Source organism: Streptomyces sp. ActVer, assembly GCF_027270795.1.
GTDB lineage: Bacteria > Actinomycetota > Actinomycetes > Streptomycetales > Streptomycetaceae > Streptomyces > Streptomyces umbrinus_A.
Genome location: NZ_JAPWHT010000006.1, coordinates 30,999 through 43,868, shown reverse-complemented (window position 1 = coordinate 43,868; position 12,870 = coordinate 30,999). Strand labels below are relative to the sequence as shown.

9 protein-coding genes and 1 riboswitch are annotated in these 12,870 nt (G+C 68.4%); of the genes, 5 read left to right on the top strand and 4 right to left on the bottom strand.

What is annotated here, in order from left to right; genetic code table 11:
• Positions 1-30 precede the first annotated feature (30 nt).
• Positions 31-1,524 (bottom strand): YibE/F family protein, encoded by a 1,494-nt coding sequence (locus O3Q52_RS02155; RefSeq protein ID WP_269647057.1) that lies wholly within the window; start codon positions 1,522-1,524, stop codon positions 31-33.
• A gap of 71 nt (positions 1,525-1,595) precedes the next feature.
• A riboswitch (TPP riboswitch) is annotated at positions 1,596-1,753 on the top strand.
• Here O3Q52_RS02155 and thiC point away from each other — a divergent pair.
• Both thiC and O3Q52_RS02145 read left to right on the top strand, forming a co-directional pair.
• Entirely contained in the window at positions 1,746-3,593 is a 1,848-nt protein-coding gene (gene thiC, locus O3Q52_RS02150) for a phosphomethylpyrimidine synthase ThiC (protein WP_269647056.1), read from the top strand. Its footprint overlaps the riboswitch before it by 8 nt.
• A gap of 142 nt (positions 3,594-3,735) precedes the next feature.
• Positions 3,736-4,839 carry a hypothetical protein gene (locus O3Q52_RS02145; protein ID WP_269647055.1) on the top strand — a complete coding sequence of 368 codons (1,104 nt, stop codon included), beginning with the start codon at positions 3,736-3,738 and terminating at the stop codon, positions 4,837-4,839.
• Between the two features lie 152 nt (positions 4,840-4,991).
• Here the strand turns inward: O3Q52_RS02145 and O3Q52_RS02140 are convergent, their stop codons facing one another.
• The 3 genes from O3Q52_RS02140 to O3Q52_RS02130 all read right to left on the bottom strand — a co-directional run bounded on the left by O3Q52_RS02140 (position 4,992) and on the right by O3Q52_RS02130 (position 8,560).
• The gene (locus tag O3Q52_RS02140) at positions 4,992-5,864 is read right to left on the bottom strand and encodes a hypothetical protein (RefSeq protein WP_269647054.1); all 873 of its coding nucleotides are present in this window, start codon (positions 5,862-5,864) and stop codon (positions 4,992-4,994) included.
• Positions 5,865-6,047: 183 nt separating this feature from the next.
• Positions 6,048-7,235, bottom strand: a complete 1,188-nt coding sequence (locus tag O3Q52_RS02135; RefSeq protein WP_269647053.1) for a metallophosphoesterase — start codon at positions 7,233-7,235, stop codon at positions 6,048-6,050.
• A gap of 212 nt (positions 7,236-7,447) precedes the next feature.
• The gene (locus tag O3Q52_RS02130; RefSeq protein WP_079052719.1) at positions 7,448-8,560 is read right to left on the bottom strand and encodes a LacI family DNA-binding transcriptional regulator; all 1,113 of its coding nucleotides are present in this window, start codon (positions 8,558-8,560) and stop codon (positions 7,448-7,450) included.
• Between the two features lie 432 nt (positions 8,561-8,992).
• On the opposite strand from O3Q52_RS02130, the gene hisC reads away from it, so the two are divergent.
• The 3 genes from hisC to cydB all read left to right on the top strand — a co-directional run bounded on the left by hisC (position 8,993) and on the right by cydB (position 12,866).
• Positions 8,993-10,075 (top strand): histidinol-phosphate transaminase, encoded by a 1,083-nt coding sequence (gene hisC, locus O3Q52_RS02125; protein ID WP_269647052.1) that lies wholly within the window; start codon positions 8,993-8,995, stop codon positions 10,073-10,075.
• A gap of 257 nt (positions 10,076-10,332) precedes the next feature.
• Positions 10,333-11,841: a cytochrome ubiquinol oxidase subunit I gene (locus tag O3Q52_RS02120; protein ID WP_269647051.1), complete on the top strand. Its 1,509-nt coding sequence runs from the start codon at positions 10,333-10,335 to the stop codon at positions 11,839-11,841.
• 20 nt (positions 11,842-11,861) lie between these two features.
• Positions 11,862-12,866 (top strand): cytochrome d ubiquinol oxidase subunit II, encoded by a 1,005-nt coding sequence (cydB, locus tag O3Q52_RS02115; protein WP_266761404.1) that lies wholly within the window; start codon positions 11,862-11,864, stop codon positions 12,864-12,866.
• Positions 12,867-12,870 lie beyond the last annotated feature (4 nt).

Genomic DNA, 12,870 nt, shown 5'->3' with positions numbered 1-12,870 from the left:
CTCGGCAACGGGATCCGGCAGGGACCGGGTTCAGTGCTTGCGGCGGCGGCCGCTCCCGCCACGCAGAGGAGCCCTGGCGTCCGACTGGGGCTGGGGCTGCGGCTGTTCCTGTTGTGCCGGGGCGGCGGGGCCCGGGCGGTCCGCCGAGACCACCAGGGCGGCGAGGACCGTGGTCACCGGCACGGAGGCGACCAGTCCGATCGAGCCGACGAGCGTGCGCACGATCTCCTCGGCGACCAACTCGCTGTTGGCCACCGTCCCCACGCTGCTCTGCGCGATGGAGAACAGCAGCAGCAGCGGTAGCGCGGCGCCCGCGTACGCGAGGACGAGCGTGTTGACGACCGACGCGATGTGGTCGCGGCCGATACGGATGCCCGCGCGGTACAGCCCGCGCCGGCCCATCGTCGGATTGGCCTCGTGCAGCTCCCAGACCGCAGACGTCTGCGTCACCGTCACGTCGTCGAGCACACCCAGCGAACCGATGATGATGCCCGCGAGCAGCAGGCCGCTCATGTCGATGGACGGGTACAGCCCGTGGATCAGACCGGTGTTGTCGTCCGTGTTGCCGGTCAGCGAGGCCCAGTCGATGAACAGCGAGCCGAGCAGCCCGATCAGCAACAGGGAGAGCAGGGTGCCGAGCACCGCCACCGACGTACGGGCCGACAGCCCATGGCACAGATAGAGCGCGATCAGCATGATGGCGCTCGCCCCGACCACCGCCACGGCCAGGGGGTTCGAGCCCTGCAGGATTGCGGGGAGGATGAAGAACGTCAGGATGAGGAAGCTGGCGGCCAGTGCGACCAGTGCCATGACACCGCGCATCCGGCCCACCAGGACCACGGCGACGGCGAAGATGCCGGCGAGCACCGTCATCGGGAGCTTGCGGTTCACGTCGGTGACCGAGTACTGGAGCTCCTTGGGGGCGTCCGGCGCATACGCGACGATCACCTTCTGGCCCTGCTCCAGCTGCCGCGAGGAGTCCGGCTGGACGATCTCCGTGAACGTACGGCCCTTGTCCTTGCCGGTGTCGACCCGGACCGTCGCCTTCTTGCAGCTGCCGGACGCCTGTTGCTGCGCCGACGAGCCCTCGGCGGTCGACGTGTCCCCGGTCGGCGTCTCCCCCGAAGCGTTCACCGACTTGCAGTCGACCTTGTCGACCTTGGTCACCGTGGCCTGCTGGGTCTGCCGGTCGAAGCCGACACCGGTGCGTTCGTGCCCCGGGGCGCCGCCGGGCCAGAGCACCACGAGGCCGACGACGACCGCCGCCGCGAAGGGGATCAGCACGGCCGCGATGACCTTGCGCAGATGCGTCGAGACGGGTGCCGCGGGTCCGTGACTGTGCGAGTGGCCGTGCCCGCCGCCACCCGGTCCACCGCCGTCACCACCGCCGGGCCGGTCTCCGCCGCCGCCCGACCCGGGGCCGTGGGGTCCGTGCCCTGGGCCGCCGCCGTGCCCATGGCCGTCGTGACCGTGTCCGTGGGGCGGTTCGGACGGCCGGAGTGGGGGCTGTTGCGTCGTGGTCACCGACCGATCATCGCAAGAGCGGCCCGGGCCCACTGTTCACCGCGCCACATCTGACGCTAGCGTGGGGGCACCTTTGCACACGCGGGAGCTCGGAGCACCGGGCTGAGAGGGCGCTGGCCTCCGTAGACGCGATGTTTCACGTGGAACATCGCCGGAACGGAAATCGCTGCGTCGACCGCCGAACCTGTTACCGGGTAATGCCGGCGTAGGGAGTAGGTCTCATGACCAACAAGGATGCACGCACGCCTGCCTCCAGCCTGACGGACGGGGCGTTTGTCTCGGCCGAGAGCGGTGGAGTGACTGCTTCGCCCGAGAACGGCGAGGCCGGGAAGTCCATCGGCTGGCACAAGGCGTATGTCGAGGGTTCGCGCCCCGACCTGCGGGTGCCGGTCCGTCAGGTGCACCTCACCAACGGGCAGTCGGTCACTCTGTACGACACCTCAGGCCCGTACACCGATCCGACCGTCGACACCGACGTACGCAGGGGTCTCGGAGCCCTCCGGGCCAACTGGATCATCGCCCGCGGTGACACCGAGGAGTACGCGGGCCGACCCGTCCGCCCCGAGGACGACGGGATCAAGCACACCTCGCCGCGCGGCGGACTGCGCAACCTCGACGCGGTCTTCCCGGGGCGTCCGCGCCAGCCCCGGCGCAGCCGTGACGGACAGGCGGTGACGCAACTCGCGTACGCCAGGCGGGGTGAGGTCACGCCGGAGATGGAGTACGTGGCCATCCGGGAGAACGTTTCTCCCGAGGTCGTCCGCGAGGAGATCGCGGCGGGCCGGGCCGTGCTGCCGGCCAACGTCAACCACCCGGAGATCGAGCCGATGATCATCGGCAAGCGGTTCCTGGTGAAGGTCAACGCCAACATCGGCAACTCTGCGGTCACCTCCTCCATCGAGGAGGAGGTCGAGAAGATGACCTGGGCGACCCGCTGGGGCGCCGACACGGTCATGGACCTGTCCACCGGCCGCAACATCCACACCACCCGCGAGTGGGTGCTGCGAAACTCCCCCGTCCCCATCGGCACGGTCCCGCTCTACCAGGCGCTGGAGAAGGTCGACGGGCGGGCCGAGGAGCTCACCTGGGAGATCTACAAGGACACGGTCGTCGAGCAGGCCGAGCAGGGCGTGGACTACATGACTGTCCACGCGGGCGTGCGGCTGCCGTTCGTCCCGCTTACGGCGAACCGCAAGACCGGCATCGTCTCGCGCGGCGGCTCGATCATGGCGGCCTGGTGCCTGGCGCACCACAAGGAGTCGTTCCTGTACGAGAACTTCGAGGAACTCTGCGAGATCCTCGCGGCGTACGACGTCACGTACTCGCTGGGCGACGGGCTGCGGCCCGGGTCGATCGCGGACGCCAACGACGCAGCACAGTTCGCGGAGTTGAGGACGCTCGGGGAACTCAACAGGGTCGCGAAGCGTTTCAACGTACAGACCATGATCGAGGGCCCGGGGCATGTCCCGATGCACAAGATCAAGGAGAACATCGACCTTCAGCAGGAGATCTGTGATGAAGCTCCGTTCTATACGCTCGGCCCGCTGACGACGGACGTCGCGCCGGCGTACGACCACATCACCTCCGGCATCGGTGCCGCGATGATCGCCTGGTGGGGCACGGCCATGCTCTGCTACGTCACGCCCAAGGAGCACTTGGGCCTGCCCAACCGTGACGACGTCAAGACGGGCGTCATCACCTACAAGATCGCGGCCCATGCGGCGGACCTCGCCAAGGGACATCCGGGCGCACAGGAGTGGGACGACGCGTTGTCGGACGCCCGCTTCGAGTTCCGCTGGGAGGACCAGTTCAACCTGGCCCTCGACCCCGACACGGCCCGGGAGTTCCACGACGAGACCCTCCCGGCCGAGCCCGCCAAGACAGCGCACTTCTGCTCCATGTGCGGGCCGAAGTTCTGCTCGATGAAGATCAGCCACAGCATCACCGAGCAGTTCGGCGGCACGGCGGCTGCGGGAGCGACGGCCGAAGAGGTCGCCGAGGGAATGCTCCAGAAGTCGAAGGAGTTCGCGGCGAGCGGGAACAGGGTGTACCTGCCCATGGCCGACTGACTCCGGTGCGCTGTCCGACCCTTCTCCGAGGCCCCGGCCGGCCAGGCCGGGGCCCTGCGGAGAAACACGACGCCTTGCTCCAAGTCGTAACGGTAGAGAGAAGATCGCGCATGACGTGATCAACTTCCCTACCCTGCCTGGCATGGGCGGGATCGATGTGGCCAACGGGGTTGTCGGCGCTGTGCTGGGGATGCTGTTCGCAGTGCTGTTCCAGCAACCCCTGCAGAACGGCTGGTACAGGCTGCGAACCCGCTCGACCCGTGCCGTACGCACCCTGCGGCAGCGGGAAGAGTCCAGCCCGGCGTGGAGAACCTTCTCCCTGGGGCCACTTCACACCTCGGCCCTGATCGTCGAAGGGGACGGTGAGTTCTTCATATCCCCTGAATCCGTCTATGTCCAAGTGCTCGACGAGGAGATCGAGCTGCCTTCGGACATGGCCGGCTGGCGGGCCGAACTCGAGGAGGAGAACACGCGTGCGCGGACGGAGGGCCGGGCACCGTTGTGGAACGGTCCTCGCTACGCGGTCGAATCGCTCGACGTGTCCCGAACCGCGCTCGACGAGCACCCCGAAGTCCATCTGCGCCTGCGTCCGACGGACTACTTCACCTTCCTGGCGGCTCAACAGCTCGACCGGCGTCTGCCCGACGGAACAAGCCCGCGGTCCCGCTATCTCGACCCGGACGATCCGCTGTCGGCACCCGCATTCCTGCAGTGCAGCTTCGCCGTGAACGTCGCGGTGGTGACCGCCGACGACATGGTGGTCGTGAGCCAGCGAAGCGACCGGGTCCGTATGGCGCCCGGTGTCTGGAACTCCTCCGTCAACGAGGGCATGTCACGGCACATCGACTCGTCCGGAAGGAGCGCACCCGACCTGTACGCGGTGGCCCGGCGGGGCATGCGCGAGGAACTGTCCCTGGAACCTCACGAGTACTCACTGGAACTGCTCGCCTTCGTCCTCGACACCGACAAGCGCCACTGGAGCGCCCACTTCTACGCAAGGCTGAAGGACCTGACCCGCGAGGGCCTGCAAACGCGTATGAGCAGGGGAGTCGCGGACCGGTGGGAGCACCAGACCATCGACTACGTGCCCTTCCGCCCTGCGACCGTGGTCAAGTACATGCTGCGTGCCGACCGCGTCCACCGGTGGGCTCCACTCGCACCGGCGCTCTTCCACCTCGCCCTGGTGCATGTCTACAACCGCACACCGGTCGAACGAGCGACCGCGCAGATTGTTCGACGCATGTAGAAACGGAATGCAGGCACGGCACGGGGGCCACGCCCGCCGGAACGCGGCCGTCGCGGGTGCAGTGCCCGCGACGCTGCGGCCGGTCGGGCCCATCCGCCTGGCCGCGCCCGGTTGCCCGCCCCATACAGGGCCGGGCCCGGGCGAGGGCGGGGCTACTCCGGCTGGTGCTCCGGCCCCCCGAAGTCGGGGCTGCTGAAGTCCGGGCTGGAGAAGCTGGGGCGGGGACCCGCTGTCGGGCCGCCGTCCGGGCTGCTGAAGCCCGGCCGGTTGTAGCCGAGCTGGGGCATCCGGCTGATCGGCGCCGACGGCTTCGTACGGCCGAGGGCGGCCGTGCCCGGGTCGGCGAGGGCCTCCCTGAGGAACGGCATCATGCCGCGCTCCAGAAGGGCGTCGTGCCAAGCTTCCCTGGCCCGGTTCACCTCTTCGCTCCGTTCGCCGTGCGCGTCTGCCTGGAGTGAACTGGCGCCGTTGCGCAGGGCGGCGAGCAGGAGACCGACCGCGGCCACCAGGATCGTGACGGCCGTGATGGCTCCGAAGACCCACCCGGTGGTGAGGAGGGTCTGGGCGATGCCCGGCTGGGGGTCGAGCATCTTCAGGATGTAGCCGACGAGCAGGAAGATCGCCGCGGCGGTGCCGGCGAGGACGGGGGCGAGCACGGCGACGACCGCCGCGGCTCCTGCCCCGGCGGTCTCGGCGACCTCCCCCATGGTCGTGGCGAGCCCGACCGCGCCCGTGGCCGGATCCGTGGTGCTGCTGGACCCTTCGCGGACCGGAGGGGTGGACGGCGCCGGCTGGCGCAGTTCCTCGCGGACCTTCACATAGTGCTGGTACTCGGCCGCCGCGGCCGCCGTGATGAGGGCGGTGGCGTTGAGCGCCATCGTGCGCAGTTGTTCGGGGTTGAGCCGCTGACCGACAGCAGCGAGTTCCGGACGGTGTGGTGCGGAGCGCAGCGCCTCATCGAGGATCCGCTCGTACTCTTGGCGGTCCTCGCTCAGCAGGTGCTGCGGAACGCTGTTCATGTGCATCCCCCGATGCTCCGTAGGGCTTGGGGCTCGGCATGCTGACGAGCCGTCGGGCAGAAACGGAGGGGAGCCTGCTACGGATAAGCCGATGGTAGAGCGGTGACGGCACACGGTGACAGGGGGTTTCCAGAATTTGCCCCTGTGTTGCGCTTGTCCTCCGTCGGGGGACGCCTGCCCGATGAACGCTCAGCTATCCAGGGGAAGTTGCTGGACCAGCAGCTTCCCGGCCATGGTCACGCCGCCGTCCATCGCGATTGCGAGCCCGTCGGCGTACACATGCGGCTTCTCGACGACTGGGTTCGGGGAGTCCTCCCCCTCCTCCGGGCCGACCTCTCCCAGGAGATACGGAATGGGGCTGTGACCATGGACGATGCGTGAACCGCCGTACATGTCCAGCAAGGAACGCACCGCCTGCGCACCACCGTCGTCGCGGAACGCGAAGCGCTTGGTGAACTTGCGGAAGACGTCCCAGCACTCGTCCGCGTCATTGCGGGTGAGTGTTTCGCGGACGGTGTCGTTGACCGCTTCGATGGAGTCGCCGTAGTCGAGATAGGCGGTGGTGTCGGAGTGCACCAGAAGGTGCCCGTCCGCCATCTCCATGGCGTCGAGGCGGGCCATCCACTGCAGATGGTGGTCCTGGAGGCGCTCCATGTCGGTCTTCTGGCCGCCGTTCAGCAGCCAGGCGGCCTGGAAGGTGGCCGTTCCCGCCCCGGAGTTGACGGGGGTGTCCCCGAACCGCTTGGCGCCGAGCAGCAGCAGCTCGTGGTTGCCCATCAGTGCCTTGCAGTAGCCCCCGGCCGCGGCAGCCTCCGCGGACAGCCGCATCACGAGATCGATGACGCCGATGCCGTCCGGCCCGCGGTCGGTGAAGTCACCGAGGAACCACAGCCGCGAGGTCCCCGCCGCCCAGCTGCCGTCGATGTCGATGAGGCCCTTCTCGCGCAGCGCGGCGACGAGCTCGTCGAGATAGCCGTGGACGTCACCGACGACGTACAGCGGTCCCGGTCCCGGCCCCTCGGCGGGCTGGACGACCGGTCCGGCCTCGGGCTCGACCGGCACCTGAAGGGTGTCACCGCGGTTGATGACGGGCAGATCGCGCTGCGTCGGTGTGTAGCCCTCCGGCTCGCCGGCCGGTCCGGCGCCCTCGCCGGGAGGCGTCTGCTGCGCATAGGGGCCGGGCTGCTCGTACTGGCCGGAGGCCCCGCCGTAGGGACCGGCGGGCTGGTCCCGTGCCTGGTCGTACACCTCGCCGGACTGCGGGTACGGGCCGGGGGACTGTGTGTACGGACCGGCCTCGTGGACATACGCCGGCACGCGGAAGTCGCGCACCGTCGGCGTACGCATCTCGGGTCCCTGACCGGCCCCCTGAGTCATCGACCCCTCCACCACCATCGCGCCGCATCTGCACCGCGTCGGACTGCCTGGTCGCAGCGGCCCGCGGTGTCGTCCGCCCATCATAGGAATGCGGATCGCGCCATGTGATGACCCAGGGGTGGTGAATCGGAGCAGAACCCCAGTTCACCGTGGTTTTCTCCCGAATTGGGAGGGGCTCTCCGCGCCGGTTTTACCCGTAGGTCATCCGGAGGTCATCCCTCCTCCGGTGATCGGGGCGGGCTGACGGTCGTCCGGGGAGGCCGTCGCTGGGAGGACGTCCGCACGATCAGCTCGGTCGGTATCACCTGCTCGACCGGTTGGTCCGATTCGACCCCCTCGATCGCGTCGATGAGGAGCTGGACCACGGCCGTGCCGATTCGACGCGGTTTGAGCGAGAGTGTCGTGACGGGCGGCTCGGTGTTGGCGTACACGGTGGACTCGCTGCAGCACACGAGCAGCAGGTCCTCCGGTACGCGCAGTCCGTAGCGGCGGGCCGCCGCGAGGAGGTCGGTGCCGTTCGGGTCGAACAGCCCGTAGACGGCGTCCGGCCGGTCGGGCCGGGCGAGGAGTCGGTCGGCGGCGACGGCCCCCGCGCACGGATCGTGCGCGGGATAGGCCTCGTACACCGGATCCTGTCCCACACGCTCGCACCAACGCAGGTACGCGGTCGTGGACAGATGGGTGTACGTGTCCGTGGTCGTCCCCGTGAGGAGGCCGATCCGGCGGGCGCCGGCGTCGGCCAGGTGGTCGAGGATGCCCAGGACCGCGGCCTCGTGGTCGTTGTCCACCCAGGCGGTCACCGGCAGCGAGCCGGCCGGGCGGCCGTCGGAGACCACCGGTAAGCCCTGGCGGACCAGTTCGCTGACGACCGGGTCCTGGTCGGAGGGGTCGATGACGACCGTCCCGTCCAGGGCCACGTTCGACCACACGTCGTGGCGCGAGGTCGCGGGGAGGATGACCAGGGCGTAGCCCCGGGCGAGCGCGGCCGAGGTGGCGGCTCTGGCCATCTCCGCGAAGTACGCGAACTCCGTGAAGGTGAAAGGTTCATCCCCGTAGGTCGTCACAGTCAGGCCGATGAGGCCGGACTTTCCGGTACGGAGGGTTCGGGCCGCGGCGGAGGGGCGATAGCCCAGCCGGTCGGCGACCTCGCGGACATGGCGTCGGGTGGCGTCCGGGAGCCGCCCCTTGCCGTTGAGCGCGTCGGACACGGTCGTGATGGACACTCCCGCGGCCGCGGCCACGTCTCTGATGCCCGCCCGGCCCGGCCGGCTTCCTCGGCGGGAGGTATCCGACCGGCTCACCTGGTGCTTCCCTGCTGCTGTCATGGCGAGCCGATAGTAGGGCTCATGAGGTGGGGTAGTGCGGACGCATATGCACGCGTTGACAGGCACGTTTCTGCATGGTCATCAGCAGGCAAGTCCCTTGGAAGGGAAGGGAGTTGACCGTTTCAATGGCAGGACGTCACTTGTCTGCGCGCATGGGCCTGCCAAATGGGCCATGTTTCGAAGAGGTCTCAACTCACCTTCACGAGGGATGCGCGCCACGGCGCGAGCCACCGGCGCGTGCTCCGGTGGGCGGCGCGCCCCCTCTTTCGTACGCCTTCGGGCGGTGATGCCCGGGAGTGCGTACGCGGCTGCCGCGGGCCGCCGAGGCAGTAGGGCCCGGGCCATACGCAGCGGAGCCGAATCCTCTTAAGGTGAGGAGTATTGGTAGCCGGTGGTGGTCATGAGCCGGAGACGGTCACGAGGAGGAGTGCGGTGAGCGAGACGAGCCCGAAGCTGCGTGCCGAGCTGGAGGGTATCCCCACCTACAAGCCGGGGAAGGCTGCCGCGGCCGCGGACGGCCCGGTGGCCTACAAGCTGTCCTCCAACGAGAACCCCTACCCGCCGCTGCCGGGCGTTCTGGAGAGCGTGGCCTCGGCGGCCGGTGCCTTCAACCGCTACCCCGACATGGCGTGCACGGGGCTGATGAACGAGCTGTCGGACCGCTTCGGTGTGCCGCTCACGCATCTGGCCACGGGTACCGGCTCGGTCGGTGTCGCCCAGCAGCTGCTGCAGGCGACCTCGGGTCCGGGCGACGAGGTGATCTACGCCTGGCGGTCCTTCGAGGCGTACCCGATCATCACCCAGATCAGCGGGGCGACGTCGGTGAAGGTGCCGCTGACGCCGGGGGACGTGCACGACCTCGACGCGATGGCGGACGCGATCACCGAGCGGACGCGGCTGATTTTCGTCTGCAACCCCAACAACCCCACGGGCACGGTGGTGCGCCGGGCCGAGCTGGAACGGTTCCTCGACCGGGTGCCGAGCGATGTCCTGGTGGTCCTCGACGAGGCGTACCGGGAGTTCATCCGCGATCCCGAGGTGCCGGACGGCGTCGAGCTCTACCGCGAGCGCCCGAACGTGTGCGTGCTGCGGACGTTCTCCAAGGCGTACGGGCTGGCCGGGCTGCGGGTCGGCTTCGCGATCGCCCATGAGCCGGTGGCGGCGGCGCTGCGCAAGACGGCCGTGCCCTTCGGCGTGAGCCAGCTCGCGCAGGACGCGGCGGTCGCCTCGCTGCGGGCCGAGGACGAGCTGCTCGGCCGGGTGGGTTCGCTGGTGTCCGAGCGCGCCCGGGTGGTCGAGACGCTGCGCGGGCAGGGCTGGACGGTGCCGGAGACCCAGGCGAACTTCGTGTGGCTGCGGCTCGGTGAGCGCACGCTCGACTTCGCCTCGGCCTGCGAGCAGGCGGGGGTCGTCGTGCGGCCGTTCGCCGGCGAAGGGGTCCGGGTCACGGTGGGCGAGACCGAGGCGAACGACATCTTCCTGAAGACGACCGAGGCGTTCCGCAAGGAGCTCTAGCCGTGTGGTGGGGTGCCGGAGCCGGTCGGTGGGGGTGTCGGTCGGCGGTCGAGCCTGTCGGTCGCGTCGGTCCTGTCGGTCCGAAGACCGGTGTGACCGATCCGGCACCCCCCTCGTGTCAACCCTCGAACTGCCATGCGTCATAATTGCTTGTGAATGTGAACGCGTTCACAAGCGTGTCCCAGTTGATCCCGTGATGTCTGCGACAAGCGGGACAAACTGACGCCGATACCTCGGCGATGTTAGGAGATGACGACGTGGAATTGGCTTTGGCGCCGGAGACGCTGGCGCGATGGCAGTTCGGCATCACCACCGTCTACCACTTCCTCTTCGTGCCGCTCACGATCTCGCTCGCCGCGCTCACCGCCGGCCTGCAGACCGCCTGGGTGCGGACGGAGAACGAGAAGTACCTCAAGGCCACCAAGTTCTGGGGCAAGCTCTTCCTGATCAACATCGCGATGGGCGTCGTCACGGGCATCGTGCAGGAGTTCCAGTTCGGCATGAACTGGTCCGACTACTCGCGCTTCGTCGGTGACGTCTTCGGTGCCCCCCTCGCCTTCGAGGCGCTGATCGCCTTCTTCTTCGAGTCCACCTTCATCGGCCTGTGGATCTTCGGCTGGGACAAGCTGCCCAAGAAGATCCACCTCGCCTGCATCTGGATGGTCTCGATCGGCACGATCCTGTCGGCGTACTTCATCCTCGCGGCCAACTCGTGGATGCAGCACCCCGTCGGCTACCGGATCAACGAGCAGAAGGGCCGTGCCGAACTCACCGACTTCTGGCTGGTCCTGACCCAGAACACCGCGCTCGCGCAGGCCTTCCACACCCTCTCCGCGGCCTTCCTCACGGGTGGCGCCTTCATGGTCGGCATCGCCGCCTTCCACCTGGTCCGCAAGAAGCACATCCCCGTGATGAAGACCTCGCTGCGCCTCGGCCTGGTCACCGTCGTCGCCGGCGGCATGCTCACCGCGCTCAGCGGTGACACCCTCGGCAAGATCATGTACGAGCAGCAGCCGATGAAGATGGCCGCGGCCGAGGCGCTGTGGGACGGCGAGGCCCCCGCGCCCTTCTCCGTCTTCGCCTACGGGGACGTCGAGGCCGGCCACAACAAGGTCGCCATAGAGATCCCGGGACTGCTGTCCTTCCTGGCCAAGGACGACTTCACCTCGTACGTCCCCGGCATCAACGACGTCAACAAGTCCGAGCAGGAGCGGTTCGGGCCCGGCGACTACCGGCCCAATATCCCCGTCGCCTACTGGGGATTCCGCTGGATGATCGGCTTCGGCATGACGTCCTTCGCCATCGGTCTGGCCGGACTCTGGCTGACCAGGAAGAAGTTCATGCTGGGGCGGCACCTGCGGGTCGGTGACGACGAAGTGCCGCACGTGGTGCTCTTCAAGAACAAGGCTCTCGGCCCGACGCTCACCAAGTGGTACTGGCGCATCGCGATCCTGACCCTGGGATTCCCGCTGATCGCCAACTCATGGGGTTGGATCTTCACCGAGATGGGCCGTCAGCCGTGGGTCGTCTACGGCGTGCTCCAGACCCGCGACGCGGTCTCCCCCGGCGTCTCGCAGGGCGAGATCCTCACCTCGATGATCGTCTTCACCACGCTCTACGCGATCCTCGCCGTGATCGAGGTCAAGCTGCTCGTGAAGTACGTCAAGGCCGGTCCGCCCGAGCTCACGGAGGCCGACCTCAATCCGCCCACGAAGATCGGCGGCGACCCCAAGGACGCCGACAAGCCGATGGCCTTCTCGTACTAGGCCCAGGGAGCTGCTGAGTCATGGAACTTCACGACGTCTGGTTCGTCCTCATCGCCGTCCTGTGGACCGGCTACTTCTTCCTGGAGGGCTTCGACTTCGGGATCGGCGTCCTCACCAAGCTGCTCGCCCGGAACCGGACCGAGAAGCGGGTGCTGATCAACACCATCGGGCCGGTCTGGGACGGCAACGAGGTGTGGCTGCTCTCGGCGGGCGGCGCGACCTTCGCCGCCTTCCCCGAGTGGTACGCCACGCTCTTCTCCGGCTTCTACCTGCCGCTGCTGCTCATCCTGGTCTGCCTGATCGTGCGCGGCGTCGCCTTCGAGTACCGGGCGAAGCGGCCCGAGGAGCAGTGGCAGCGCAACTGGGAGAACGCGATCTTCTGGACCTCGCTGCTCCCGGCGTTCCTGTGGGGCGTGGCTTTCGGCAACATCGTCCGGGGCGTGAAGATCGACCAGGATTTCGAGTACGTGGGCAACCTCTGGGACCTGCTCAACCCGTACGCCATCCTGGGCGGCCTGGTGACGCTGTCGCTGTTCACCTTCCACGGGGCGGTGTTCGCGGCGCTCAAGACCCTGGGTGACATCCGGGAGCGGGCCAGGAAGCTGGCGCTCGGGCTCGGTCTGGTGACGGCTGTGCTCGCGCTGGCCTTCCTGCTCTGGACCCAGGCCGACAACGGCGATGGCAAGAGCCTGGTCGCGCTGGTTGTGGCCGTCGTCGCCCTGGTCGCGGCGATCGGGGCGAACCAGCTGGGGCGCGAAGGCTGGGCGTTCGCGCTGTCGGGCCTCACCATCGTCGCCGCCGTCGCGATGCTCTTCCTGTCGCTCTTTCCGAACGTCATGCCGTCCTCGCTCAATGACGAGTGGAGCCTGACGGTCACCAACGCCTCGTCGAGCCCGTACACGCTGAAGATCATGACCTGGTGTGCGGTCATCGCGACGCCGGTGGTGATGCTCTACCAGGGTTGGACGTACTGGGTGTTCCGCAAGCGGATCGGTACGCAGCACATCGCCGAGGCCGCGCACTAGCACC